Origin of the sequence: Rhizobium sp. Root483D2 (genome assembly GCF_001426685.1) — a bacterium.
In the GTDB taxonomy this organism is placed as follows: domain Bacteria; phylum Pseudomonadota; class Alphaproteobacteria; order Rhizobiales; family Rhizobiaceae; genus Pararhizobium; species Pararhizobium qamdonense.
This window is the reverse complement of the sequence record NZ_LMFB01000009.1, coordinates 163,941-189,597: the sequence shown is the minus strand read 5'-3', so window position 1 is coordinate 189,597 and position 25,657 is coordinate 163,941. Positions and strand designations below refer to the sequence as shown.

19 protein-coding genes are annotated in these 25,657 nt (G+C 57.1%); 11 read left to right on the top strand and 8 right to left on the bottom strand.

The window, feature by feature from the left end; genetic code table 11:
• The first annotated feature begins 5 nt into the window (after window positions 1-5).
• The 3 genes from ASD32_RS07445 to ASD32_RS07435 all read left to right on the top strand — a co-directional run bounded on the left by ASD32_RS07445 (window position 6) and on the right by ASD32_RS07435 (window position 2,894).
• Complete coding sequence (locus ASD32_RS07445) at window positions 6-782, top strand: SDR family NAD(P)-dependent oxidoreductase (RefSeq protein ID WP_060637380.1); 777 nt, start codon at window positions 6-8, stop codon at window positions 780-782.
• Window positions 779-2,578, top strand: a complete 1,800-nt coding sequence (gene treZ, locus ASD32_RS07440; protein ID WP_060637379.1) for a malto-oligosyltrehalose trehalohydrolase — start codon at window positions 779-781, stop codon at window positions 2,576-2,578. The genes ASD32_RS07445 and treZ overlap by 4 nt, the downstream gene beginning before the upstream one ends.
• Window positions 2,579-2,681: 103 nt before the next feature.
• Window positions 2,682-2,894, top strand: a complete 213-nt coding sequence (locus tag ASD32_RS07435) for a DUF2945 domain-containing protein (RefSeq protein ID WP_060637378.1) — start codon at window positions 2,682-2,684, stop codon at window positions 2,892-2,894.
• A 3-nt stretch (window positions 2,895-2,897) separates the two neighbouring features.
• On the opposite strand, the gene ASD32_RS07430 is transcribed toward ASD32_RS07435, so the two are convergent.
• The 3 genes from ASD32_RS07430 to ASD32_RS07420 are packed head-to-tail and all read right to left on the bottom strand — an operon-like array spanning window position 2,898 to window position 6,719.
• The gene (locus tag ASD32_RS07430) at window positions 2,898-3,245 is read right to left on the bottom strand and encodes a DUF3140 domain-containing protein (RefSeq protein WP_060637377.1); all 348 of its coding nucleotides are present in this window, start codon (window positions 3,243-3,245) and stop codon (window positions 2,898-2,900) included.
• A gap of 30 nt (window positions 3,246-3,275) precedes the next feature.
• Window positions 3,276-5,618, bottom strand: coding sequence for an FdhF/YdeP family oxidoreductase (locus ASD32_RS07425; protein WP_082546676.1), 2,343 nt, complete (start codon window positions 5,616-5,618; stop codon window positions 3,276-3,278).
• 27 nt (window positions 5,619-5,645) lie between these two features.
• Window positions 5,646-6,719 carry a catalase family protein gene (locus tag ASD32_RS07420; protein ID WP_060637376.1) on the bottom strand — a complete coding sequence of 358 codons (1,074 nt, stop codon included), beginning with the start codon at window positions 6,717-6,719 and terminating at the stop codon, window positions 5,646-5,648.
• A gap of 338 nt (window positions 6,720-7,057) precedes the next feature.
• Here ASD32_RS07420 and ASD32_RS07415 point away from each other — a divergent pair, with 338 nt between their 5' ends.
• Window positions 7,058-7,900, top strand: a complete 843-nt coding sequence (locus tag ASD32_RS07415) for a hypothetical protein (protein WP_060637375.1) — start codon at window positions 7,058-7,060, stop codon at window positions 7,898-7,900.
• A gap of 49 nt (window positions 7,901-7,949) precedes the next feature.
• Here ASD32_RS07415 and ASD32_RS07410 read toward each other — a convergent pair whose 3' ends face one another.
• Both ASD32_RS07410 and ASD32_RS07405 read right to left on the bottom strand, forming a co-directional pair.
• Window positions 7,950-8,936, bottom strand: a complete 987-nt coding sequence (locus tag ASD32_RS07410; protein ID WP_060637374.1) for an ELM1/GtrOC1 family putative glycosyltransferase — start codon at window positions 8,934-8,936, stop codon at window positions 7,950-7,952.
• Window positions 8,933-9,859 carry a glycosyltransferase family 92 protein gene (locus ASD32_RS07405; protein ID WP_060637373.1) on the bottom strand — a complete coding sequence of 309 codons (927 nt, stop codon included), beginning with the start codon at window positions 9,857-9,859 and terminating at the stop codon, window positions 8,933-8,935. Before ASD32_RS07405 ends, ASD32_RS07410 begins: the two co-directional genes overlap by 4 nt.
• A 183-nt stretch (window positions 9,860-10,042) precedes the next feature.
• Here ASD32_RS07405 and ASD32_RS07400 point away from each other — a divergent pair, with 183 nt between their 5' ends.
• From ASD32_RS07400 to ASD32_RS07390, 3 genes are all read left to right on the top strand, one after another.
• Entirely contained in the window at window positions 10,043-10,879 is an 837-nt protein-coding gene (locus ASD32_RS07400) for a hypothetical protein (protein WP_060637372.1), read from the top strand.
• Between the two features lie 48 nt (window positions 10,880-10,927).
• The gene (locus tag ASD32_RS07395) at window positions 10,928-11,662 is read left to right on the top strand and encodes a hypothetical protein (RefSeq protein WP_060637371.1); all 735 of its coding nucleotides are present in this window, start codon (window positions 10,928-10,930) and stop codon (window positions 11,660-11,662) included.
• Between the two features lie 88 nt (window positions 11,663-11,750).
• On the top strand, window positions 11,751-12,665 hold the full coding sequence (locus ASD32_RS07390) for a hypothetical protein (RefSeq protein WP_060637370.1): 915 nt from the start codon (window positions 11,751-11,753) through the stop codon (window positions 12,663-12,665).
• 55 nt (window positions 12,666-12,720) lie between these two features.
• Here ASD32_RS07390 and ASD32_RS07385 read toward each other — a convergent pair whose 3' ends face one another.
• On the bottom strand, window positions 12,721-13,404 hold the full coding sequence (locus ASD32_RS07385; protein ID WP_060637369.1) for a hypothetical protein: 684 nt from the start codon (window positions 13,402-13,404) through the stop codon (window positions 12,721-12,723).
• A gap of 331 nt (window positions 13,405-13,735) precedes the next feature.
• Here ASD32_RS07385 and ASD32_RS07380 point away from each other — a divergent pair, with 331 nt between their 5' ends.
• The gene (locus tag ASD32_RS07380) at window positions 13,736-15,226 is read left to right on the top strand and encodes a glycosyltransferase family 39 protein (protein ID WP_060637368.1); all 1,491 of its coding nucleotides are present in this window, start codon (window positions 13,736-13,738) and stop codon (window positions 15,224-15,226) included.
• Window positions 15,227-15,238: 12 nt separating this feature from the next.
• Here the strand turns inward: ASD32_RS07380 and ASD32_RS31010 are convergent, their stop codons facing one another.
• On the bottom strand, window positions 15,239-15,943 hold the full coding sequence (locus ASD32_RS31010) for a hypothetical protein (protein ID WP_060637367.1): 705 nt from the start codon (window positions 15,941-15,943) through the stop codon (window positions 15,239-15,241).
• Window positions 15,944-16,391: 448 nt separating this feature from the next.
• Between ASD32_RS31010 and ASD32_RS07370 the strand changes: the two genes are divergently transcribed.
• From ASD32_RS07370 to ASD32_RS07360, 3 genes are all read left to right on the top strand, one after another.
• Window positions 16,392-18,425, top strand: coding sequence for an acyltransferase family protein (locus ASD32_RS07370; protein ID WP_060637366.1), 2,034 nt, complete (start codon window positions 16,392-16,394; stop codon window positions 18,423-18,425).
• Window positions 18,426-18,716: 291 nt separating this feature from the next.
• The gene (locus ASD32_RS07365) at window positions 18,717-20,480 is read left to right on the top strand and encodes an adenylate/guanylate cyclase domain-containing protein (RefSeq protein WP_060637365.1); all 1,764 of its coding nucleotides are present in this window, start codon (window positions 18,717-18,719) and stop codon (window positions 20,478-20,480) included.
• 81 nt (window positions 20,481-20,561) lie between these two features.
• Complete coding sequence (locus tag ASD32_RS07360; protein ID WP_060637364.1) at window positions 20,562-24,833, top strand: cytochrome P450; 4,272 nt, start codon at window positions 20,562-20,564, stop codon at window positions 24,831-24,833.
• 6 nt (window positions 24,834-24,839) lie between these two features.
• Here ASD32_RS07360 and ASD32_RS07355 read toward each other — a convergent pair whose 3' ends face one another.
• Entirely contained in the window at window positions 24,840-25,598 is a 759-nt protein-coding gene (locus tag ASD32_RS07355) for a Crp/Fnr family transcriptional regulator (RefSeq protein WP_060637363.1), read from the bottom strand.
• Window positions 25,599-25,657: the final 59 nt, after the last annotated feature.

The following is a 25,657-nucleotide window of genomic DNA, read 5'->3' as shown; positions in this document are numbered from 1 at the left end:
GTAGCATGAGTAAACGGGTAGCGTTGGTTACGGGAGCGGGGTCCGGCATAGGACGCGCATCGGCGCTTGTTCTTGCACGGGAAGGATATGCCGTCGGGGCGCTCGGTCACAGCGAAGATGATCTTGCGGATGTGGTGCGGGAGATTGTGTCTGATGGCGGTCAGGCTGTGCTGCTGAAGGCGGATATTTCCAATGAATCTCAGATGCGCGGCGCAGCGGGTGAACTTGTCGAACGTTTCGGCCGGATTGATGCTGTTATTGCCAATGCGGGCATCAATGGTGTGTGGGCACCGATCGATGATCTGACGCTTGAGGAGTGGAACAACACGATCGCTGTGAATCTGACGGGAACTTTCCTGACGATCAACACGACCGTACCCCATCTGAAAGCGTCAGGCGGCGGATCGATCGTCGTGGTCTCCTCCATCAACGGCACCCGCACATTCACGACACCGGGCGCCACAGCCTATACCGCAACCAAGGCAGGGCAGGTCGCCATGGTCCAGCAGCTCGCGCTTGAACTGGCGCGCCACCACATTCGGATCAACGCCGTTTGTCCCGGCGAGATCGACACGAATATTGAATCCAACACGTCGCTGCGCAAAGAGGACGAGACGGCAATTCCGGTGATCTGGCCGGATGGACAGGTTCCGATCACCGGGGGACATCCGGGCCGCAGCGAGGATGTCGCTGACGTCATTGCATTCCTTGCTTCCGGCAAGGCCCGGCATATTACAGGTTCGCCCATCTGGGTTGATGGCGGACAGGGGCTGTTGCGATGAGCGCTGACATCACCAGGGTTTCGGGCGCGAACACACCGGTAACCGGGCAGCGCTGGGGACCTCGGCGCCTGGCCGATGGCAGCTTCCGGTTCCAGCTTTGGGCACCGGCCGAAGATGCCGTCGATCTTCTCTTGAATGGCACGAAGTATCCAATGACCAAGACAGGAGACGGATGGCATCATGTCGAGACGGCTGCTGCTGTCGGATCTATCTACGGTTTCGTTTTGACAGACGGAAACCTGGTGGGTGATCCGGCGTCGCGCCAACAGGTCCTCAATCTCGATGGACCTTCGGTTCTCACCAGTTCAGATCATTACCTCTGGCAGAATTCAGGATGGATCGGCCGGCCGTGGGAAGAGGCGGTGTTTTACGAGATTCATATTGGTGCCTTCACAGACGAGGGAACATTCCGGGCCGCCATCGGCAAGTTGCCCTATCTGGCAAGCTTGGGCATCACCGCTGTTGAGATCATGCCGCTTGCGCATTTTCCGGGGACACGCGGCTGGGGTTACGATGGCGTCCTGCAGTTTGCGCCGCATAACGCCTATGGCAGCCCGAATGATGTCAGGGCGTTCGTCGATACAGCCCATGGTCTGGGGATGATGGTCTTTCTCGACGTGGTCTACAATCATTTCGGCCCGGAGGGGAACTACCTCGGCCAATACGCGCCCGGCTTTTTTCGCAAGGATGCCGATACGCCCTGGGGAGCCGCAATCGACTACGAAAAGGATGAGGTTCGATCGTATTTCATCGAAAACGTGCTGTATTGGCTAAAAGATTTCCGGTTGGATGGGCTTCGCTTCGACGCCATCGATCAGATCAAAGACGACAGCGATATTCACATCCTTGAGCAGATCGTGCGCTCCGTTCGCCAGGAGACCGGCGGGCGGCATATCCATCTGATCACAGAGAACCCAGCAAATGGCACAGATCTCATGGCCGCTCAGTCTGACGGCCGTTTTTACAAGGCGGACTGGAACGATGATTTCCATCACGCGATGCACGTTGCCATTACGGGCGAAGATACCGGGTATTTCGAGCCATTCAAGGACGATACCTGGAACAAGCTGCGGCATGTCCTGGCAAGCGGATATTTGAAGCCTGGCCAGTCCATCGTCAGCGAAAACCCGCCGCCAACAGAATCCCTGCCACCTACCGCCTTCATTCATTTTCTGCAAAACCATGACCAGGTGGGAAACCGGGCGCTGGGAGACCGGCTTCATCTAAGTACGGATCGCCATATTTACCGGGCGCTGACGGAGATGCTGCTGTTGTCGCCGCAAATACCGTTGATGTTCATGGGCGACGAACATCTCTCGCTCAGCCCGTTTCACTTTTTCGCGGATTATACGGGTGATATCGCAAAGGCTGTCCGGGACAACCGGCCAAAACAGGCTGCAAACTTTGGCGGCCTCCCCAAGGGAACGCGGGATGAGGATATTCCGGATCCAAACGCGCATGCCACGTTTACCCGCAGCAAGATCGACTGGACCATGGCCGATACCGAAGGCGCCTTGGCGTGGTCCGGCTTCATCCGCCGCCTCATTGCTCTTCGCCAGGAAAAGATCGTGCCTCTGCTTGCGGATGCGGCCGGCTATGCGGGGGCGGTCATCGACGCTCCGGATCGTTGCTTGTTCATCGACTGGACCTTCGGTGCTCGAACGCTGCAACTGCGGGCAAATCTGTCCGAAGATGACGTCGCCATGCCGGCCGGTCTGGGCAACCGGATATTTCCAACCAAAAGTGTTGAACAGTTTGGTCTACCTGCTGCCACCATACAGATGTTCATCCGCTAGTCCCTTACCCGCTGTCCGGAAAAGCAGATGCGGAACAATTTCTTGCCTCTGCCCTTAAGGGATCATCCGCAATTTGCCGGCAACAACGATTGGAGAGCATTCGATGAGCGAAAATCTGAAAAAGGGTGACAAAGTCACTTGGGAGACCAGCCAGGGCAAAACCGAGGGCAAGGTCGTGAAGAAGCAGACATCCGATACCAAGATCAAGGGTCACACGGTGAAGGCGACGCCGTCCGATCCGCAGATGATAGTGGAGAGTGCGAAGTCCGGGAAACGCGCGGCGCACAAGCCTGAGGCCCTGAAGAAGAAAAGCTGAGCCTTATTTTTTCAACGGATCGTGCCCCCAGTTCATCAGCGAGTAGCGCCAGGCGGAATGTTCGCGGTCCTCGTCCGGTCCGCCCTGTGCCAGGTGCCGATGGACATACCCAACCACCTTGCGCATATGCACATAGTCGTCTTCGGTTAAATCCGTTTTTTTCTTTCTTTTGATTTGCACGATGCGGCGGCCGGAATGGTGACCGACCGATTCCTGGCTTCCGTCCTTCGGCCAGCCAACCGATTTGCTGTCTTTCGTCTCAAGCCATTTTTCGATCGCCGCAGGCGTCATGTTGACCGCTTCGCCAAACTCTTTAGCGACCTTGTCGCGATCGATCTTCTGATCTGTCATCCGAATATCCTCAATTGATCGGCTTTGTCGTTACGCCTCGATCCGTACAGGAATTGCTTTGGAGGCGGGTGTTTTCGACAGTTCGTCATGGTGATCGATGGAGTTCAGCACATTGGCTTCGGGATAATAGGCAGCAATCGTGCCCCTCGGCAGATTGTGAGCAGTCACAGTCAGTCCGGGCATTGTCCGCCGCACACCGTCTTCAAAATCGCTGACAAGTGCTACGGTCTGGCCCGCATGAAGACCCGATGCCGCGATATCCTCTTCGCACATCATGACCACATCCCGCGTTCCCTCTATGCCGCGGAAACGGTCGGAATAGCCATAGATCGTGGTGTTAAACTGATCGTTCGAGCGCAGCGTCGACAGTCTGAACCGGCCTGCAGCATCTTTGAATGACAAAGCGTTCAATTGGGCCGGCGTCGTGAAGACCGCCTTCTTTTCCTGCGTATTCCAGACGCGGTTATGCGCATCATTGCCGCGATAAAAGCCGCCCGGCTGAAACATGCGCGCGTTGTAGTCCTTGAAATCCTCGGGGTAGGTGAATTCAATGAGCTCGCGGACAAGACTGTAATCTGCCGTCCATTCATCCCATTTCAATCGCGGATTGGGATCGAGAACTGCCTTGGCAATTCCGGTCACAATCGCCAGTTCGCTTTTCAGATGCTTGGACGCAGGACCACGTTTTCCGATTGATCCCGAAATATGCGAGAAGCTGTCCTCGACGGATACGGCCTGATTTCCGGTAGCCTGCATGTCCAGCTCGGCACGCGACAGACAGGGCAGGATATAGGCTTGTTTCCCCGGGAAAAGATGGCTGCGATTGAGCTTCGTCGATACCATGACCGTGAGGTCCTGGGTGGCCCAGGCACGTTCCATCTCCTTCTGGTCCGGGACCGCGCGAACAAGGTTTCCGCCAAGCGAAATAAACGCCTTGATCTTGCCCGCCATCAAACCTTTCACCGCATCGACAATAGTGGTGCCATCCTTGACCGGCGGATCGAAGTCGAAAAGCTGTTTCAGCTTGTCCATCGGAATGAGCTTGGTCTTTTCGGCAATGCCGACAGTCCGCTGGCCCTGGACATTGGAATGTCCGCGAACCGGACAGCACCCTGCACCTTCCCGGCCGATATTGCCGCGTAACAGCAAAAGGTTGACCAGCAGGCCGACGTTGATCGCGCCTTGGGAATGCTGGGTCAGGCCCATTCCATAAACGCCGATCACGCGCTCGGCGCCGATATAAATTTCGCCAGCACGCCGGATCGCCTGTTCCGTCAGGCCGCTTTCGCGCTCGATATCGCTCCACGGCGTTTCCCGCACGCAAGCGATGAATTGATCAAATCCGGTTGTGTGTTCGGCGATAAATTCCATGTCGATGACACGCCCGGTGCCATTGGCAAGGGCCGCATCATCAGCCTCGACGACCACTTTGCAAAGACCGAGGATCGCGGCAATGTCACCGCCGGCGCGGACCTGCAGATATTCATCGGAAATCTGCGTCTCGTGACCCGTCAGCATATCCATCGGGTTTTGCGGATTGACGAAGGACACCAGCCCCTGTTCAACAACCGGATTGAACGTGACAATGCGCGCGCCGCGCTTTTTTGCCTCCTGGAGCGGATGCAGAAACCGTGGACTGTTTGAGCCGGGATTTTGCCCGAAGAAGAAGAAGGCATCGGCCTTTTCAAGGTCTTCCCAGATGATGGTTCCAACGGGCGAGCCGATGACCTTGTTGAGGCCGACGGATGTCGTCTCGTGGCACATGTTCGAACTCTGCGGCAGATTGTTGTTGCCATAGGCGCGTGCAAGCAGAGCATAGAGGTAGGCGGCCTCCAGCCCGGCATGGCCGGACGAGTAGAATACCACATCGTCACGGGGCAACGCTCTCAGCGTCTTACCAATATCAGCGAAGGCCTCCTCCCACGTCACCGCGACATATCGATCTGTTGCCGCGTCATAGCGCATGGGCTCCGTCAGCCGTCCCGTCTTCTCCAGATCATAATCTTTCCAGTCACGAAGATCCGAGACGGTATGCGTCTCCCAGAACGCGGGCGTGCAACGCGCGCTTGTCAAATCCGAAAGCGTTGCCTTGGCGCCGTTTTCGCAAAATTCGAACGGATGATAGTTGACGGGCTTAGGCCAGGCGCAGGATACGCACTGGAAGCCGCCCGGCTTGTTTTGATGCGCGAGCGTGTCCAAGACTGCTGGGGAAGGACGGGCATCGCCAAACATATGGGCGATCGATTTTACCGAACCCCAACCACCGGCTGGTCCTTCGGATTCTGGATTGGGGATTTGGTCTGCCACGATCGGGCCTCGCAATGGTTTTTCGAGGAAACGCGAAAATCCGGATGCCGCCGGGATCGGCGGCATCCGTTATGGTTGGCAAATGGCGACCGCTTACTGCGGTTCGTGGATGGGACAGCGGTTGAACCCTTCCCGGAATTTGGCCGAGTGTTCATAGGGTGCCTTGCGCGCCCGGTTGATGTTGCCGAGCGGCTGGTGCGCGGCAAGTCCTGTCCAGACGCTGAACCGCATCTCTTCGTTGACTTTTCTGACCGTCTCGTCGCTCCAGCTGTCCTGCGGCGCCGCCGTCACCGTCGCCACGGTAAAGAAGGGTGCATCGCCCTGATCCCATTCCACGGTCGGGTCCTCGATCGGCTGTGCCTCGATATCGCGACAGAGCTGGACCTGGAACTCCCATTCTCCGGAGATAGTCTGCATCTCGGCCTGGACGGTTTCCCGAATCGCATCCTCACTGACGCTGGTATCGATAATTTCGCCGGTGCGGTTTGTCAGCGAGGAAGATACGGGCTTGAGGCTAAATTTCGCAACATAGTCGCCGTAGCGGAAGGGCGTGACACTGAAATAGGTTTCGCCGAGTGGATCGACATTCGGCGCGCCACCCAGAGACTGAACCGTCGAGCTTGCCAGTCCGACTGTCTCCAGCGCACTGTTGACGGTCTGCAACACGCTCGACAGCACGGTTTTCGTACCCTCCATCCTGTCGGTGGTCTTGGCCAGCATCTTCAGGCTACCGAGAAATTTTTCAGCGGTCTTTGCCTGAAAAACCGGGCCATTGACCATCACGAAATCCTGCGTTCGGCCAGCCGCATCGGGCAAGCGCTCACCATCGACCCCAACCACCTTCATGGCCAGGCCGCGCGGCAGGGAAATGGCATCGGGCAGGATATCGCCGGCATTGGTGGAAAGCCGCATGAACACCGTATAGCTGCCGGAATGGGCAAACAGACCCTGCGCAAGTTCCGGCGGCAGGCCGTCCTTGACCTCCAGCTTTCCCTGCAGAATTCCGTGCGCCTTTGCATGCACCGAACGCACCGCATGGCCATAATCACCAGCTGTTTTTTCTAGGATCGTATCAAAGGTTTCGTTCAAGCTCTGGATGGTTTCCTGCTCACCGGGCTGGATGTCCTCAAGGTCCGGGGAGAAGCGTATGGGTGTGCTATTTGGCATTTGAACTCCTTCAAACCAGCCCAACGTCGTGCCTTGGTATTGGTTCCCTGGCCATAATTCTGGCGAAACTTACAGTCTCCTACATCAACGCCCTTGTTGAACGCAGGAGCGGCCGATACACGCTGTCTATACATTTGTCGTATCTCGCTTTACTCCCACAAAATTAGCCCTGGTTTTGTTGGAGCACAGATTGACAAGGGTATCGCGTGATCTAAAGACCTGACAGGATCGCAAAGCAGTTGTTCAATCTCCTGGAAACTTTGTGCAGGAAACTGAATACAACCATAAACGGACAGCGCCGCATCAGTTGAGAGCGCGCCACGGGGAGTTTGACATATATGGCTTCGACAGTGTTGGCGGCAAGCGGCGGCGTTAAGCAGGTCATCTGCATCAGCTGGGGAACAAAATATGGCGCTCCTTTCATCAATCGCCTCTATGCGATGGTGGCACGCAACATCACGCCGCCGTTTACCTTCACCTGCTTCACGGACAATCGGATAGGACTTCATCCGGAAATCCTGTGCGAGGACCTGCCGCCGCTCGATGTGGAAATGCCGGTGAACACAAGGGGTATCTGGCCGAAAGCCCGGCTTTGGGGAGAGAAGCTCGGGAGCCTGAAGGGGCCAGTTCTGTTTCTTGACCTTGATCTGGTGATCGTCTCGTCACTCGATGATTTTTTTGAGATCGGCGATCCCGATGATGTCGTGATGGCAAAAAATCAGACCACGCCATTGGAGCGTTTGGGGCAGACATCGCTGTTCCGGTTTCCCGTTGGCAAGCTTGTGCCCCTTCAGCAGAAATTCCGGGCCGACCCGCAGGGTGTGGCGGATACATTTCGCTATGAACAGCGCTTTGTGAGCCGCAACGCGCCTGGGGGAGTGACGTTTTTTCCGCGGCGGTGGGTGTTGCATTTTCGGCAGGATTGCCGCTGGCCCTTTCCTCTCAACTACGTCTTGGCGCCGCGCTTGCCAAAGGACGCCCGCGTCGTCATTTTTCCGCGCGGTTTGCTTCCGCAGCACGCCATCGATGGAAAATACGGAGAGAAGGGCCTGCCGACGTCGCCCCTCCAGCATATTTTGGGGGTCTTCGACGCCACGAAGCGACGGAAGAAGGCGCCGTTTCGCTACCTGCGCCACTATATCCGCCCCACGAAATGGGTTGCCGATCACTGGCGGGAATGAGGCGCAGAAGGTATCAGCCCGTTGAACTCTTGGCCTTGAGGAGGATAGTTCAGGGGTCCGGGTTCAATACGGACCGGATGATGGATCCGATCCGCCGGGTCTCGTCGAGCGGCTGATAGGTATAGGCTTCCATCTGACCCTGATAGGGCCGGGTGAGCCCCAAAGTCTTGCTCAAGTCGCGGTGGTAGAACTCGAATTTCTCAAGCCGTGGCCCTGGCACATGTGTCAATTCGAGTGAATAGACGGGCTTTCCCGTTGCAACCGCCTCGCAGGGCATGGTTATGGAGTCCTTGGTAATCAAGAAACCATCGGCCGCAGCCATATAGGAGAGATAGGGATTTTCACCGGTCCGGTCCCAAACGTCAACGTTTGGGGACCGAAGCTTCAGCAAAGCCTTCAACGTCGCCTCTTCCGATCTGCGCGACACCGAGACGAGAACATGCCAGCCCTCCAGCTCCAGATGCCGGACCGCTTCGCTGATCACATCATGCGTTTTTTCGTCATAGAGATAGGCGCCGTTTGGCCCGCCGACAAACACCGCTGCGATCGGCTTTCCACCACTGCCATAACGCGCACGCGCATCTTCTCTTAAAGGGCTCAAGCGCTTGGATGTAATTTGATGCGGCACGCCCACCATCGGATGATAATTGGGCAGATTGTCCAGTTCCGGTACCCAGTCGTGACGTGAGACGAAGACCATATCATAACCGTCGATGCGCGGCCGCTGGAGATGAACGGCCAGTGGCCGTCCGCCATAGGCCGATTTGATGTCCAGCGTGGCCTTCTCGGACCTGAAGCCGCAGGAGACGAGCACGACCGGTTCGCGCTCGCTGCGCCGGAAGAGCGCAGGCTCAAACCATTTTCGAATTCCGCGTGACCGGCTGATGGTTTTCACCACGGGAGAAGGGGTGAGCTGCTTCAACACGCCGACACATTGCGTCAGGGTTCCCGCCTTGCTTTCGGTCACCGCCCAGCCGCAATCAGCGGCCGGGATGGCCTCGTCGTTGCTGGTGTCATGGTGCGGTATTGCTGTCATCTCTGCTGCCTGCCCTGTAACGCAATATCATTCTTGACGACAAAATCCACCATTGCCCGATCTTCGATGGCATTGTCCTCGATATACCGGATCGACGAGAGGACCTTCTGCTTGTATTTTTCCGAGGAGCCGTCAAAGGACCAGCCACGATTAATCTTCTCGTGCAGTTCCTGCTCCGATCGCGCGTAGTAGTGGTTGAGTTGAAGGAATTGCGAGGAATAGAACTCTGAGGATTTTCTGTCGCGTCCGGAAAATCTTTGGCCGGCATCATTGACGGTGATATCGCCATAGGTCCTGGTTTTGAAATGATGCACGCTGACACCGGTCACCTCGACCGGATCGACAATACATTTGAAGTTGTTCGCATCGCTATCCCGGCGCATCGGGTCGGAGACCCGCATCACATAGCTGAGGCTCACCGGGTTTGGTGGCCGCACCTTATGGCCGCTATGTCCGAACATATGCCATGGCAATGAAATATTGGGAAATTCACCGGCGCCCTGCAAAGCCTGCTCAAGCGTTTGGCCGTGTTTCGGAAGAAGGAACTCATCGACATCGATGAATGCCATTCGCTGATACCGGCCTCCGTAATTGAGGATCGCATGGGCGAATGCGATGTTTTGACCATTGAGGATTTCGGTCGTGCTACGATCGCGCATCCGCATCGTCCATGGCACAACGGTGAGTTCCAAGGGTGTCAAAACGTCTTGCAGCACCTCCAGCGTCGCATCCGTGGAGCCGTCATTATAGATATGGAAATGCCTTACCCCGACTGCCCGGTGGAAGCGCACCCATTCCTCGATATATGTTTCTTCATTCTTGACGCAGGCCACGATGGCGATGCCGTTGCGATGCGCCTCAGGCGCAGGCGGCGAGATTTCCAGTTCCCTGGTAATATGTCGTTTTGTCTTCCAGCCGAACATAGATGTGGTCACTCTCCCCAAGATTGTCAGATATAGAACAGGATATCTCCGCCGGCTAGCTCTGGTCATAGGCTAAGCCGGAATGCAAGGGACCCGCTGAATTGCTTTCAGGAACAAAGATTTATAAAGTAATCGCTTGGATTCGCTGAAAGGCGGATAACCACAGGCGCGGATTGAACAATCATGAATTTGCCCAGGCCCGGTGCGACAACCAACTTGAAAATCCACAATGAGTGGCGGGATCTCTTTGCCCAATTTTCGCACATCGTTCTGGTTGCCAACAGCGATGACATCGACATGGAAGGCCTGCAACGAGACTATCCCGATACCGCGCTCTTTGTCTTCTTCAACAAGGTCTACAAGGTTTTGGGGCGGCCATTTCCGGGCAACTCCCTGCTGATATCGCGGGCACAGCCGAAGGGCGCCAATATCGTTTATCGCGGTGAAGTGGCTGAGGTCGTCAAATTATTGGCGGCCGATACATTTCTCGGGATCATGAACGTGCGCTTGAGCACGGCGGAACGGTTCAATACCCAGGCGGACTACCTCGATACACCGACTGGCCATCTGGATCTGGTGGACTATTGCGCCGATTTTTACCCGGTGGATAAAGTTCCGACCACAGGCTTTGCAATGTCCTTGTGGCTTACCGATCAGAAGATTCCAGCCGAGATCGTTCTTGCCGGTTTCTCGGCGAAACGGAGCGACAAATGGCGTGTGGTCTCGGTGCACGACTGGACGTTCGAGCAAGTGTTCCTCCGGCTTTCGGCAAGGGCCGGCAACCTGTCGATCCATGAGGGTATGGCTGCAAGCAGCTACGCAAAACTGGCTCTGCGGTTCCCGGAGCTCTTGACTACCGAAATTTCCGCAACAATTTCAGACGTTATCTCTCGCCGCTTGGGCGAAACAGACGCCCAGGTCGACAAGCTCATCTCGCTGACCAATGCGGTTCGCTCGCTCGATCTGTTCTTGCGACGCTTGAAGCCGAAATTCTTGAAAAGAAGCGCGGACACCAAATAGAGCTGCTGATCGGGCAGCGCTCAGCGTGGCTGAACAAGAGAAAATAACATGGCATCGTGGATTGCAGAGACACGCAAGCGGCTCTACCGGAACTTCAAGTACCAGATCATCCGGCCAGCGCCGCCCGCTGCACCCGCGCCCTTCAAGGCGCCCGTTGTTGTCGTCGGTTCTGCCCCCGTATCGAATAAGGTCAGGGGTTGGCAGGCCGATTTTCCGATCATCACCATCAATGGCTCGCAATCGGTGATAGCGCCCTGGGGCTTCTCGGCGCCGGATATCACGTTCCTGCAGTTCAATCAGATCGAAGGAACCAACACCAATGCCGTGGAGGTACGGCGGGTCCTGTCGGGACAGCGAACCGGCGCTCTCTATGTTTTTCTGTGGCGCAAGGACGATCGGCCGCGCCTGGAAAAAGGGCTAAGAGCTTTCGACTATCAATATGACAGTCTGCAAATTGTTGACCGGTATGAGCGGATGGCACTTCTGGACCGGGTCGCCGGTGTCAAATCCCTGGAACTCGACACGGAATCCAAATGCTCGAACGGTATGAACGCGGTGCTCTTTGCGTTTCACAACGGAGCGCCGGCGGTGATCATCACCGGTATCAATCCGGGCTCGACAGGGCACGCCTACAATCAGGCCGGTTTAGCGCGTGCGCATGTGCAAATGGACAAGGCGATCGTGGCCAAGCTTCTGGCGCAGAAGCGTCCCCTATATACGGCAGATCCGAAAGTGTCAGAGGACATCGGAATTCCTCTCTGGACCGGCAGCGAATGGGGATGATATCCCGTGACAGCCTCATGCTAATCTTGGCCGGCGCGCTGTCGTAGCCATATACGCAAGAGCGACACATGGAAAGAGACGGTTGCCAATGCCCGCAAATCGCCCTTTATCAAGGACGTTCATAAAGCTTGCAGCCCAGCTCTTCGGCGGAAAATCCCGCGCCCATTTGCAGGATTGGCTTCCCGGTCTCAAGCTCATTCCGCCGACCCGGCAGGAGCGTGGTTCGATCTATTATCGTGGTACTCTGGTTGGACGATTGATCAGCGCTGCCGAGGGCATTCATACGCAAAGCCTGGCCATCTATATCGTCGGTACAGGACCTTCCATCGGGAGTTGCGACTTGTCGCGCGCGGAGGACAATTCGTGTATACTTTTGAACGGGTCCCTGCATCTCGTGCCCGATCAGATCGCAACACCACTCGCCGTTGTCATTGATGATGAGCGATTTGTCTGGAACCACTTCGACCTCTTTCAAAGAATTCCGCCGCATTGTCCATGCGTCTTCTCCGTCAGCGTGATCAGGGCAATTTGCGAGCAAGACCGGTCCTGGCTGCAACATCGGCAGATCATTTTTTCCGACGATGTTCAAAAACCGTACCAGCACAAACGCAGAGGCATCGCTGAATTGAAGGCGCTGCCTTACATAAGGCTGAGCACTGACGGAGAAGCTGGGTTTTCGACAGACCCTGGTGCGGGTGTCTTCAGGGGCGGCTCGGTCGTCGTGTCAGCGGTACAGTTTGCCTTGTCGCTGGATTTGAAAAAACTGGGTTTTTTGGGCATAGACATCGCCAACGCGAACGAGCCCCGCTTTTATGAGAAGGAAACCCGCAGCTTCACCGGAATTCAAAGGGGACAGGGCCGTATTCTCAGCCATTTGGCGCTCGCCAAAGAATTTGCCAGCGAAAACGGCGTCGAGCTCGAAAACTACTCGTCAACATCTGCACTTGAGCTGATCGGCTTGGGCTACAACGACACATTTTCCAGGCATCGCACGCCGCTCTAAAACAGGCCTACAGCCCCGGCGCAACCGGGGCTGTAACCGATGACGGCTTCAAGCCTCAACGCTGTTGAACGAAGAGGACACGTTCGCGCGCATCAAACCACTCCTGCGCATAGTCGTCGTTCTTGTATTCTTCGAAATAGGGGCCGCCATCCGTGAAGTGAACGAGATCGGCGTTTTCATTGTGTTCGTATTCGTTCACCAGCCAGTTCCAGGTCGGTGGGAGTTCGCCGATCAGCTCCTCCGATTCCAGCCATTTGAACTGGTGAAGCTCAAGGCCGGTTGCGCTGTTGACATAGTCCAGGTCAAGTTTTTTGCATTTGGCATTGTTGAACAGAATGACGCTCGACCAATTCTTTTTCTCGTATTTGGTCTGAACCTGCCCGAGAAATTTCGTTTCGACCTTCGGGACATAGTTATGTTTGACGCACATCGCCGCGTAACGGTCGTCGCGCAATTCCCACAGCTTTGCGATATCGGTGCGCATGAGCATGTCGCAATCGGCAAACAGGGACCAGCCTTCAAAATTGCTCAGATATGGGACCAGGAACCGGGAAAATGAAAACTCTGTCGATTGAAGCGCATTTCGTTCGCGCGTGAAAATCTGTCCGACATTGTCCAACGAGATGGGCGTGAAAGAGACTGGGATGGAGCTTTTCTCCAAAATGCTCTGGGTGAGCACGTGATAGGCGACAACTTCCTTGCTGTCGAAGCCGATGTATACGTTAGCCTTGTCCGTCATAACTGTTCCGATTCTCAAGTTTCAGGTCAGGTTAAGTGCAGCGCGTGGTTGTTTCCAGCTGCACAACAGTTCCAGAGATACGCATCACTCTGCATTTTGTTTTCCAGTTCCATCCCTTCTGTCGAAATGCAAGCTTAGGGGTGTCATCCTCATCGAGCAACTAAAATAGCCGCCTCTGCATGGCCTTCAAGGGCGAATGCCGGGCAACGCTCGCATTACGTAAGCGTCAGCTTGCTGCGAAGGGCAGTGCGGAGGGTGTCTGCAAGCTGGCAATCGCACCGAACTTGATATAGGTGCCTAATATTCCGGCGCTATTGGTAGAAAGCAGACGATGAAATTATTGGTCCGCAAGCCAGAACTGGTTTTCTTTTTGGTGGCGATATATTGCCTGATCAGCGTCACCGTCAGGTTGCTGCGGCAGGAATCTCTCGAGATCGACGAGTCGGAACAAGCATTTTTATCCCAGTTCTTTCTGGCTGGATACGGAACGCAACCGCCTCTCTACAACTGGTTGCAATATATTGTTTCCGGGATGTTCGGAATATCGGTCGCCACATTGACGATTGTAAAAAACGGCTTTCTGCTGTGCGCTCTGTTTTTCTATGGGTTGGCGGCGCGGGCAATCATCTCCGATCGCGCCCTCTCCATGATGGCGATGCTGGGTATATTGACCGTGCCGGCCATCTTTCTCCTGGTGCAACGCGACCTTTCCCACACGGTTGCCGCGTTGTTTACCGTGTCACTGTTTCTCTACGGGTTTCTGGAAACTCTCAAGGCACCGCGCCTGTCCACCTATCTGATGACGGGTCTTGCTGTCGGGCTGGGTGTCCTTGCGAAGTATAATTTCGTGGTCATCCCCGTTGCGGCGGTCATCGCCATTCTGCCGGAGGTGGAATTGCGCAAGCGCCTCTTCGACTGGAGAGTTCTTTTGGCTGCAGCGGCAGCATTTGTCGTCGCCGCTCCGCATATCTACTGGGTGTTTTCAAACCTCGCCCTGGCAAGCGGCGGCACGATCAGCGAAATGAAGGAAGGCGCCGAATCCGCAGTCTTACCCCATGTCTTTCATGGGCTCCTCGCCTTGTGTATCGCGATCGTCAAGAGCATCGCCATTCCGGCCGCCGTGTTCGGCCTTGTCTTCTACGGTCACCTCAAAGAGATCGCCAAGGCTGAAAGCCAATGGACGCGCGTCACCGGACGCATGCTCGTTGCCTGTCTGGTGATCGTGGCTGTTATTGTCATCGGAATTCAAGCGACACATGTCCGCGAAAAATGGCTTGTGCTCTTCATTATCCTGACGCCGCTTTATCTTGCAGCCAAGATCGATGCGGCTCACATCGAGGCTTCACCGCGATTGCCAAAGTTTGTGGGGATTGTGGCTTTCCTGTCCGTTGGCACAATCCTGATGCTTTTTGCCAGCGTTTATGCTGGTCCCATGATTGGCCGCTATTCCTTTGCGCATACACCCTATAGCGATTTTACCCACACTGTTTTGAGCGAACGGGATGCGAAGCCAAGCGGGGTGGTTGTGGATGACCGTATTCTGGCAGGAAATCTGAAGATCGAGTTTCCCGATACACCCGTATTCCTGACGTACTTTCCCGCAGAAATCGGCACTCTTCCCGTACCCGCAGGCCCGCTTCTTGCGGTTTGGTCAGCCCAAGGTGACGATCGGCAGAGCATTCCGCCGAACATCATCGCATTCCTGGCAAAAAACGGCATAGCGGCAGAAAGGCTGGAAAGCCGTTTTCTCAGCATTCCCTATCATCGGGGAAAAAGCGGCGACACCTATCGCTTCGGCTATAGCTGGATCGAGCGTCCCTGACCGGCAGCCCGATTAGGGTTTTACACCAGGCTTTACGGCGGAAATATCCTGGTAGCTTTGCGCAAGCGGAATGCCCACATAGTCTGAGAGGTCTCGCTCGGTGGTGAAGACATCGCCGCGATTGCGCAATTGCGTCAGCACGAAGGTATCCTCCTCGATCTGTCTGCGAACGCTTCCCTTGGCATTGTAGGAATGCCCCATTTTCTGCAAGGAGAAGCCGGCCAGCGTCACAGAGGGCACACCCATGAAGAGCGCATAGCAGAGCGCTGCAACGCCGTTCGTCACTTTGCCCACGTCTCCGATCTCAGCAGGCAGGCCGCCGCTGACGTGGTGAACGATCGCCTCCCGGTCACTCTTCGTTGCCCGCATCAGGCTTTTGTAGCGAACGTTGGGTTTCAACAGGAGTTTGAGGTGCATGACCCAGAGCGGTCTCGTATGGAGCCACAAAAGACCCCGCGTCCGCACATAGGGGTGCTCCTCCCAGGACTTCTTTTTCTTGCGGAATGTCAGGTCGGCAGGGGGGAGCCCAAGCTGATTTGCGGTTTTTCCCGCATTGTTAATATCAACGCGCGCGCATTTTTGCAGAATTTCCTGTGGAAGGGTCGGGTCAGGCGCAGATCCGAACAGCAGCCAGGGCCGATCCAAAATTCCCAGCTTGGTAAGCCATTTGCGGTGTTCCGCTCGAAAATTCTGGAGATGATCGATGTCTGTATTCAAGGAAAAACCTGCGGGTATCTGGAGTTTTGGCAGTAAAATATAAATCCGTTTTCCCGTAGAGCGCCAGCTATTTCTGTATTTCCCCGTTAGATTTCAGGATGTTCGGATAAAATAGGCTGGCTTGGCCGTGCTGTAATCCAAGGATTTCAGGCGTATCTGCGGCAGGATGATGCAAACAATTGAACAAGATCATCCTTTATCTTCCACAATTGCGGGATAGGCGATTCCGATACAATTCATGCTGCGGGTTATTCTTGTAGCATATACGCACGTACAGGATGCATTAAGTGATAGTTAGCACTCAATGACTGCTCTGGAGTTCGTTCACGTTGCAGAAGTGCGGCATTTTTTCTGATCAATGATTTGGACACCGATCGGAAACCTTCCTATACACGGCCTCCTGCATGTAGGCGTCGCGTGACGAAGACCAAGTGAGTTCGCTAAATGGATGGAAGCAGTGGCCAACAGACATCTTGATTACAGGCCAGACCTTGACGGACTAAGAGCCGTCGCAATTTTGCCCGTCCTGTTTTTCCACGCGGATATCTCCTGGTTTCCCGGCGGGTTTGTCGGAGTCGATGTGTTTTTCGTTCTCTCCGGCTATTTCATGGCCAGAGTGATCATGGCCGATCTGGACCAGGATGACTTCAGTTTTGGCAGGTTCTATCTGCGGCGCATCCGCCGCATCCTGCCTGCATTGTTTTCGATGATCCTGGCGACGTCAGTCGTGGCATGGTTCCTCTTCATGCCGAAGGAGTTTGAATATTTCGCTGAAAGTGTGAGAGCGGCAGCGCTGTTCACGTCGAACCTGCTTTTTGAGAGCGAGAGCGGCTACTTCGATATCGCCGCCGAATTCAAACCTTTGCTGCATACCTGGTCACTGTCGCTGGAAGAGCAATTCTACATCGTCTTTCCCGTGGCGCTCGTGCTTGCCCACAAATACGCCAGAAAACATTTGACCGGGATCTTGCTGACCGTGCTTTTGGCATCGTTTGCCGCCAGCAGCTGGGCGGTATTTCATTCGCCGGAAAAGGCCTTCTATTTCCTTCATTTCCGCGTTTGGGAGCTTCTGATTGGCTCGGCGATCGCGATAGTACCGCGTCCGGACTACCGCGCTGGATTACCGAAATATCTTAGCCTTTTGGGGATCGGTGGCATTTTGGCTGCCGTTTTCCTCTATTCCCGTGAAACGCCGTTTCCAGGCGTTTACGCGGCGCTCCCGTGCGTGGCAACCGCTCTGGTCATTCATGCCGGCGCCAAGGACGGAATTGTTGCGGCCGTCTTAAACAGCCGTGTCTTTGTTGCGATCGGTCGGCTCTCCTATTCCCTCTATCTTTGGCACTGGCCCGTTATCGTCTTTTTCAGAAATTGGCTGGGTCATGAACTGACTTTCATGAACAGCGTTCAGGTCGTGGTTCTCTCATTTTTCTTCGCCTATCTCTCCTGGCGCTTGATCGAACAACCGGCACGTTATGGCGCGGTCGCATCGTCAAAGCTGATTATGCTCGGTGTCAGTGGCGGCGCCATGATCGCGGCGGTCGCGTTCGGTTTTGTCGTCAAGGACATGGGCGGCATTCCCCAACGGTTGCCAAAGGACGTCTACGCGCTGTACGCGGCCACTTACGATAAAGGCCCGTTCCTGTCGGAAAAATGCTTTACGGATACCGACGGGAGCGGTTTGCAACTGGGCGCCATTCGAGAGGGAAACCTCTGCGCCATGGGGGCCGTGGGCGATGGCAAGCCTCAATTCCTTGTCTGGGGAGATTCTCATGCAGCGGCAATTGCGCCGGCGATCAGCGATGCGGCGCTTCAAAGCGGCGTATCCGGCAAGTTTGTCGGGCGGGCATCCTGCCCGCCGCTTCCCGATACAGTGTTTGGTCCCCAGCATTTCGTCGACCGGTGCAAGGACACCAACAAGGCCATCATGGACCTGATCGAAAGGGAAAAATTTCCGTTCGTCTTTCTGGTCGGTTACTGGCCCAAATATGTTCACCGGGCGGAACTGCCAGGCGAGGGAATTTACTTCGATGCGTCACCTAAGCCGGAACTGGAAGACTTCTCTGCCCCCATCCTTGCAAGCTTCCGCACGACCATCGCCAAGCTTGCCCAGCAGGGTACACGAGTCGTCTTGGTCATGGACGTGCCGGAAATGGGGCGTGATGTGCCAGAAGCGCTGGCGCGCGCCAAAATGACCGGCTTGTCTCTCGATATCGCCCCTCCGCTTGCATACACGCAACGCAGGCAGGCGCTGTCACGCCAGATATTAACGCTCAGCGCGGAAGAAAGTGGCTCTTTTCTGGTCGATCCGATGAAGGCGCTGTGCGACGGTGAAAAATGCCACGCCATGGCCGATGGAAAAGTTCTCTATAAGGACGGGGACCACCTGTCTCTGCAAGGTGCCAAATTTCTGGCACCAGTATTCCAGCCGATTTTCTCCATTATTCATGTTGAATCGCAGACTGTTGTTAAGGGTGGGAGTTGATATCGTCTCCGTTTAAGAAGCGGACAGCAGATCACGGTGCAACCAACCTTGTTAAGTGTAAATCAGGAATCGTGATTGTGCGTTTTTACGCCGTCCGGTATTCAAAGCGCACATTTTAAACACGTTGAGCTGACGTCACCGGCCTTAGCCGGCGGCAGGCCACTATATTCCGTGCGAGCATGTCTACCAGCAATGCTGGAAAAAATATGAAACCGTGCATACTCTTCACAGCATCTCTTTGCTAATCTTCATATTGCTTATACGTTAATCCGAGTGGGGGACGTTGCTCTGATGCGTGAACAACGGCATCCGCGGCAGATTGCGACGGTGGTTTCTGTCGATGCGGTTGGCTTTTCCAAGCTGATGCATATCGATGAGGAAGAGGCGTTGCGGCTGTTTGATGAGCGCCGTGCCGTGATCGTCGAGGCTGTCGAGCGTGCGGGCGGCAATACGTTCGGGGCTGCGGGCGACAGTATCATGGCCCTCTTTGGAAACCCCATCGTTGCGTTGCAGGCGGTGTTGCAATTCCAGGCAGCTATCGCGGAGATCAACACTGCGGTTGCGCGCGACCGGGTCATGCCGTTCCGGACGGGCATCAGCGCCGGCCAGGTGATCATTCGCGACGACGGTGTGTTTGGCGACACGGTCAATATTGCGGCGCGCGTGCAGGAATTTTCGCCGCATGGCGGTATCGCACTGACGGAAACGGCCTATCTGCAGCTTCAGCAGCAGTTCCAGCTGCCGTTTACAGATCTTGGCCCGTTTCAGCTGAAGAATATCTCCGTTCCCGTGCGGGTGTTCATCTCCGGCGCGGGCGAGAGTGGTGTCTCCACGCTGGTGGAAGGGCGCGGTCAGACCGGTCCGCCTGCCGTGCAAGGAGAACTGCCGGCACTGGCCGTGCTGCCTTTCAAGAACCTCACAGGCGATCCGCGTCTTGACTATCTGTGCGATGGCATTGCCGACGATATCCTGACGGGGGTGGCCAACACCCGCTCCGTTCCGGTCATATCACGGGATTCGAGCTTCCAGTTCCGCGATCCCTCGCTGACCACGGCTGCGATCGGCCACCTGCTCGGCGTGCGCTACGTTGTGACGGGTGCAGTGACGGGGGATGCCACGCGGCTTCGTCTCGACGCGTCGCTCGCAGACAGTTCCAATTCCCGCGTCATCTGGACCGGGCGGTTCGAGCGGGATTTCGACGAGCTGTTGCGCCTGCAGCGGGAACTGGGTGGCGAGATCGTCGCGCGCCTCGAAAACGAGTTCGACCGGGTCGAGCAGATACGGACGTTCCAGGTCCCGCCGGAGGCGCTCTCGGCCTGGCAGCTGGTGCGCCGGGGGCGCTGGCACATGCGGCGCCGCTCCTCCGAAGATACCAGCAAAGCCTATGCCTATTTCAGACAGGCCCATAATGAAGACCCCAATTCCAGTGCAGCGCTCAACGAACTGGCATGGTGGCACCTGTGGAAATCCTGGCTGAACTTCGCCGACAGCGACGAACTGAAAATCGTTGCAAGCTATGCGCGCCGCGCGGCGCTGATGGATAGCCTCGATGCGCGCTCCTACTGCTATCTCGGCTTCGTCGAAATTCTCGAGGCGCGGCCGCATTCGGCGGTTGACCTCTTCCGGCAGGCGATCGACATCAATCCAAGTTTTTCGCTGGCGCTGACCGGGCTCGGCAGCGCGAGAGCCTTGCTGCTGCAGCCGCGCGAGGCCATTCACAATCTGAAGGAAGCCATCCGGCTCAGCCCTTTCGAGCCCTATCTTTTCCACAATCTCGGCGAGCTTGCCGCCGCACACACGATCGACGGCAATTGGCCAGCGGCGATCGACGCGGCGAACCGCTCGCTGGCCTTGGCGCCCAATTATTTCTACGCGAGCTATCTCAAGGCGGGTGCCCTGGCGAGGAGCGAGCAATTTCCTGAAGCGCGGCATGAGGCGAAACTCTTCCGCACCCGCCATCCGGAATTTGAACGCCGGTGGATCGAGTGGATTCCTTTCAAAGACCGCTCGGTCAATGACAGCATCATCGAGAATTTCCAGTTGGCCGGTGAATAAAACCCCAAGACTGTGAGCTATTTCACAGAGGCGGGGCTGGGGAAGGCCAATTGCTGATCCGGCAGGTTCAAAGAGGCAACCATGGTTTTCAAATGCAGCCCGAAATATTTTGAACGTCTGGCGCAGGCGCAGGCCGAGCACCCGGTCACCGGCACCGTCCCGCCATTCGACCTGCAACGCATGCGTTCCAGTGGATTGCTGGCACGGGCGGCGGGGTATCTGATCGAGCACCCGGATTGGTGGTTGTCCGTGTTGCGGGCGGTCTGGCCGCGCGCGCGCTGCGGGCGTTTCGTGCTGCTCACCCGCAATGCCGATGTTCGCGAAGTGCTGGAGCGGCAGGCCGATTTCGAGACGCCCTATGGGCCGGAAATGACCGAGTTTGCCGGCGGCGCGAATTTCATTCTCGGGATGAGCGACGGGGAGGATTACCGGCGTCTCAAATCGGTTGTGCTGAGCGCCTTTCCGCCTGCCGAAGTGGAGGCGCGCGTGCGGCCGATCGCGGCGCGGCGTGCGCGTGAAATCGTTGATGGTGCCGACACCAAGCTCAATGCGGCGTTTGATCTCTTCCGCATCGTCTCCTCGACAATCTGCTGCGAATATTACGGCGTTGTGGTCGATGATGAGGGCGAGTTCGCAGACTGGGCCATTGCGCTCAGCACCGTCTTCTTCGGCGATCCAACCGCCGATACCGTGGTGCGTGAACTGGCGATTGCCGCGTCGCGCAATCTTGGCGCGGCGATCGACCGGTCGATTGATACCGTCATCGCGGCGGGCACCTTGCAGGAGCGGCCGCTCGATCGTCTGGTCGGCGCAATGCAGCAGGGGCGCATCGGCCGGCCCGACATTCACGCCATCATGATGGGCATGATCACCGGCTTTGGACCGACAACGCTTTTGGGCGGCGGCAATTGCCTTGAGGTGGCGCTGTCGCGCAAGGAGATTTTTGACGAGATGGCGGCAGCGGCCTCCCTTTCGGACAGCAAGCGGCTGGATCTTGCCATTGTCGAGGCGATGCGCTTCAAGCCGATCTGGATCAGCCCCTGGCGCTATGCGCGGCACGACCAGAAGATCGGCGGCGATCATGGCAGACCGTATACGATCAAGGGCGACACGGTCGTCTGGCCCGCCACACGCTCTGCCATGTTCGACAGGCGGGCGGTGGCCGATCCCTGGGATTTCCAGCCCGGAAGGCCAGACCAGCAGTCGCTGGTCTTTGGCCATGGCATCCATAAGTGTATCGGTGCGCTCCTGGCGCGGGTACAGACGGCAGAATGTCTGCGTGCGCTGTTTTCGAAACCCGGCTTCCGGCGCGCGGCGGGCAGGGAGGGGCGATTGCAGCGGCTCGGCCCCTATCCCGAAAAACTCATGGTCGAATTTGATGCTGCAAACCAGCAGTCGATGATAACCGTAATCGTCCCGGTAAAGCCCGGCGCTGATGTCGAGGCGATCCGGGCTGAGCTTGATGCGCTCGGTAATCCGTGCGTGGGCGATGCGAAGACCGGGCTCGATAATACCGGCATCATCCATTTTGCCAGCATGTCGCTGGTCGATACCGGTGGCAATGGAGAACTGACCCATCATCTCCTCATTGAAATGAGCGGCGATGGCGGCAAGCCGGGGGTCCTGCAGGCTTTTGCGCAGGCGCTTGAACCGCAGGTCCGGAAAATCTGTGAAGACGTTGCGGGGGGAACGGTCGATACCGATCTTGCTGCCTTCATGGACCGGCATGCGCAGGACGTTTCGCCTTATTTTGGAAGTCTCAGCGGCCTCGTCTTTGGCGGTACGCCGGGGCACACGGTCGAGCGTATCCGGCGCGAGGCAACCTTAGCAAAGCACGCGATGCGCATCGTCGAAAGGCTTTCTGCAAAGCCGGGCGGCGATGCCTCGCAGGTACTGACGGAGGTGCGAAACCAGTTGCGCGGCAACCGAAAGTTCGACTGGGCCTTCGCTCCGGCGGCAAACGGGCTGGCCGAGCCGCCGAAAGGGGTCTGGAGCGCCATTCGCAAGACATTGCTGGCCAAACCGGTCACGATCACGCTGGTCGTCGTCTATGCGATATGCTGGTACCTGACCTATCGCCTCGTTTTTGAAACCGGTGCCTCCTGGCCAGCTTTTCTTTTACGGCTGGGCACGGCCTTCGTTCTGGCCGGGCTCGGCATCATGACGACGGTTTCGATTGCGCTGACGCTGGCGCTCATCTGGCTTCGCCGTATCGAGACGGCCTGCGAGCCGGCGACGGATTCGATCTCGCCGGAGCGCCTGGAAGGGCTTCAGAAAGGTGAGGATCGTGAGTTCCAGAACCATATGACGGCCGTCTCGACGATCAAGGCAGGACGTTTCCGCAGGATGCTGCTGCGCTTTACGTTTTATGTGATCTCCATCTCGGCCACACATATCTTCCGGCCGGGGTTCCTATCGACGATCGGCACCATCCATTTCGCCCGCTGGGTCCGAGTTCCCGGCACCGACAAGCTCGTCTTCCTGAGCAATTATGGCGGCAGCTGGGAGAGCTATCTGGAAGACTTCATTACCAAGGCCTCGGCGGGCTTGACCGGCGTGTGGAGCAATACAGAAGGCTTCCCATCGACGCGGTTTCTCTTCCTGGACGGTGCGCGCGATGGTGACCGCTTCAAGCGCTGGGCCCGCAACCAGCAGGTACCGACCAGCTTCTGGTACAGCGCCTATCCCCGGATTTCGGCCGCGCATATTCGCACGAACGCAAGGATACGCCAGGGTATCTGCTCGGCGCGCCTGAGTGAAGCGCGCGACTGGATCAGTCTTTTTTCTTCCACCGAACGGCTGCCGCGTACGCGCCTCAATGCCGTCCAGCAGTTGCTGTTGCCTGATCCGGCCCCGTCCGAGATCCTCGAACAGGGCGAAATCCAGTCGATCGTCTTTGGCCCGTTGGGGCGCCTTGCGCACGGCATGATGCTGGCATTTCGCGTGCCGGACGGCCTCTCGCCGGTATCGCGCCGGCGCTGGCTGGCCTATGTCACAGACAAACTTTCATTTGGCGACACGGCACCCACCGATCGCGCCATGATGGCCTTCTTCGGGCCTGGTGGATTGCGCCGCCTCGGTGTCGGACCGGAAGGTGCCGTCGAGACGGAGGCGCTGGCGAGCTTTCCGCTCGCCTTCCGTCAGGGCATGGCGAACCCTTATCGGAGCCGGATCCTCGACGACTGGGGCCAAAACGACCCGGCCGGATGGTATTGGGGGGGTGGGGGCAATCCCGTCGATATTATCGTCAACTGCTATGCCGGCTCCCAAGACATCCTGGCCGGCATGGTACGCGGGCTGGACGAGGTGTCCCGCGAGACCGGTATAGAGCCTGTTCACCGTCTCGAACTATCGGTCAAGCCTGCGGGCTCGCAGGGCGATGGCAGCAAGGGGCGTGATCATTTCGGCTTTCAGGACGGCATTTCCCAGCCGATCCTGCGCGGAAGCTGGCAGGATACCGGCAGCACTGTGCACGAGATGCATCTGCTCAATCCGGGCGAGTTTCTTTTTGGTTATCGCGACGAGCATGGCTTCTACCCGCCAAGCCCCACCGTGCCCGGGCATACCGATCCGCTCGGCATCCTGCGCGCGGTCGAGGTCGATGGCAGCATCACGGCTGGAAAATCCCGCTGGCATGATTTTGGACGCAACGGCAGTTTCGTCGTCGTGCGCCAGCTCCAGCAACATGTGGAGCGTTTTGAGGATTATTGCCGCGCGGCGGCAAGCAGCGTCGGGACATTGACGGGCGAGGCAGTGACGGCGGATTGGGTTGGCGCGCGGATCGTCGGGCGCTGGAAGGATGGTTCCTCGCTGATCAAGAGCCCGCACCGGCCCGCCGGTGGCTTGCCCGACAATGGCTTCACCTTCGGTGCCGAGGATCCGCAGGGGTTACGGTGCCCTCTCGGTGCGCATGTGCGCCGGTCCAATCCACGCGCTTCCCTGAACACGGACCTCGACACGGAAATCCGGATCACCAAGCGCCACCGCATCCTGCGTGTCGGTAGGACCTATGCGGCCGCAGGCGCGGATGGCACGGCGGAGAAGGGGCTGCTGTTCATGTGCGTCAACGCCAGCATTGAACGCCAGTACGAGTTTATCCAGCAGACCTGGATGGCATCGGGCAGCTTCCATGGTTTGAGAGACGAGAAGGATCCGCTGATCGGCACCCAGAAGGTCGGCGCGCGCGGTAAGCCGAGGGGCCGCTTTGCCTTACCGCGTTGGGAGGGCTCTCTTGCACTGGAAGGCATGCCATCCTTTATCACGACGCGGGGTGGGGGCTATTTCTTCCTGCCAAGCCGGGCGGCTCTGCGCTACATGCTGTCGCGGCTGGATGTGGCGGGTGGTGAGCGGTAATGCGGCCTATTCCCGTTCCCGCAGCAACAGGCGAAGGCGGTTCCGGCTGGCGACCTTGATACGGCCGCGCTTGACCTCGATAAAGCCGAGGCTGCGCCAATTGTTCAGGAGCTTGTTGACGGACTCGCGCGTCGAGCCGAGGAAATCGGCGATCTCGCTTTGCGATATGGCGATCCAGCCGGACGGGTCGGCAAGCAGCTTGTCAAGCAAAAGCAACCGTTTGGCAAGCCTGGCCTCGACGTCGAGAAAGGCGTGGTCGCCCAGCGATTCGCTCACCCATCGGACCCTGTCGCACAACAGACGCAGCATGGAGCGTGCAAGCAGCGGGCTTTCCTCGATACGGCGCAGAAGCTGGTCCCGGTCCAGCGACACAACAACGCAATCGGTCCGGCATATGGCGGTCGCGGTGCGCACACCTCCATCAAGCGCGCCGATCTCGCCGATGATCGTTGGCGCGGCCTGCATGTTGGCGACGAGTTTCTGGCCGTCGATCGAATAGATCGAGATTTCGATCGAGCCTTCGATCAGCCCGAAGACCCGGTCCGATCTGTCCTCCTGCAGAAAAAGATGCTTTCCGGCACGCAGACGGTCGGTGACACAATTGTCGAACAGAAGATCGAAGAGGTCGCGGCCCGACGAACTCTGATCGTGACCACCGGCCGCGTCCTGAGATTGGACCTGCTTGTTTTTGCTCGCACGCCGGGAGGCCGGCCGGTGGGAATCCAGCCAGACAATCTTGTCGGCAGCGAAACTCTTCTTGCCCATCACAAAAGCCGCCTTCCGCTGAAGTTGTATTAGAGCCTCGTACGATCAATGAGACGCAT

Excerpts from the sequence above, each read along its gene's own strand:
- ASD32_RS07425 (WP_082546676.1), bottom strand. The coding sequence starts at position 5,618 with ATGCCGCCGATCCCGGCGGCATCCGGATTTTCGCGTTTCCTCGAAAAA.
- ASD32_RS07405 (WP_060637373.1), bottom strand. The coding sequence starts at position 9,859 with ATGTTCGGCTGGAAGACAAAACGACATATTACCAGGGAACTGGAAATC.
- ASD32_RS07390 (WP_060637370.1), top strand. The coding sequence starts at position 11,751 with ATGCCCGCAAATCGCCCTTTATCAAGGACGTTCATAAAGCTTGCAGCC.
- ASD32_RS07435 (WP_060637378.1), top strand. The coding sequence starts at position 2,682 with ATGAGCGAAAATCTGAAAAAGGGTGACAAAGTCACTTGGGAGACCAGC.
- ASD32_RS07430 (WP_060637377.1), bottom strand. The coding sequence starts at position 3,245 with ATGACAGATCAGAAGATCGATCGCGACAAGGTCGCTAAAGAGTTTGGC.
- ASD32_RS07445 (WP_060637380.1), top strand. The coding sequence starts at position 6 with ATGAGTAAACGGGTAGCGTTGGTTACGGGAGCGGGGTCCGGCATAGGA.
- ASD32_RS07395 (WP_060637371.1), top strand. The coding sequence starts at position 10,928 with ATGGCATCGTGGATTGCAGAGACACGCAAGCGGCTCTACCGGAACTTC.
- ASD32_RS07360 (WP_060637364.1), top strand. The coding sequence starts at position 20,562 with ATGGTTTTCAAATGCAGCCCGAAATATTTTGAACGTCTGGCGCAGGCG.
- ASD32_RS07420 (WP_060637376.1), bottom strand. The coding sequence starts at position 6,719 with ATGCCAAATAGCACACCCATACGCTTCTCCCCGGACCTTGAGGACATC.
- ASD32_RS07385 (WP_060637369.1), bottom strand. The coding sequence starts at position 13,404 with ATGACGGACAAGGCTAACGTATACATCGGCTTCGACAGCAAGGAAGTT.
- ASD32_RS07370 (WP_060637366.1), top strand. The coding sequence starts at position 16,392 with ATGGAAGCAGTGGCCAACAGACATCTTGATTACAGGCCAGACCTTGAC.
- treZ (WP_060637379.1), top strand. The coding sequence starts at position 779 with ATGAGCGCTGACATCACCAGGGTTTCGGGCGCGAACACACCGGTAACC.
- ASD32_RS07365 (WP_060637365.1), top strand. The coding sequence starts at position 18,717 with ATGCGTGAACAACGGCATCCGCGGCAGATTGCGACGGTGGTTTCTGTC.
- ASD32_RS07410 (WP_060637374.1), bottom strand. The coding sequence starts at position 8,936 with ATGACAGCAATACCGCACCATGACACCAGCAACGACGAGGCCATCCCG.
- ASD32_RS07355 (WP_060637363.1), bottom strand. The coding sequence starts at position 25,598 with ATGGGCAAGAAGAGTTTCGCTGCCGACAAGATTGTCTGGCTGGATTCC.
- ASD32_RS07415 (WP_060637375.1), top strand. The coding sequence starts at position 7,058 with ATGGCTTCGACAGTGTTGGCGGCAAGCGGCGGCGTTAAGCAGGTCATC.
- ASD32_RS07400 (WP_060637372.1), top strand. The coding sequence starts at position 10,043 with ATGAATTTGCCCAGGCCCGGTGCGACAACCAACTTGAAAATCCACAAT.
- ASD32_RS07380 (WP_060637368.1), top strand. The coding sequence starts at position 13,736 with ATGAAATTATTGGTCCGCAAGCCAGAACTGGTTTTCTTTTTGGTGGCG.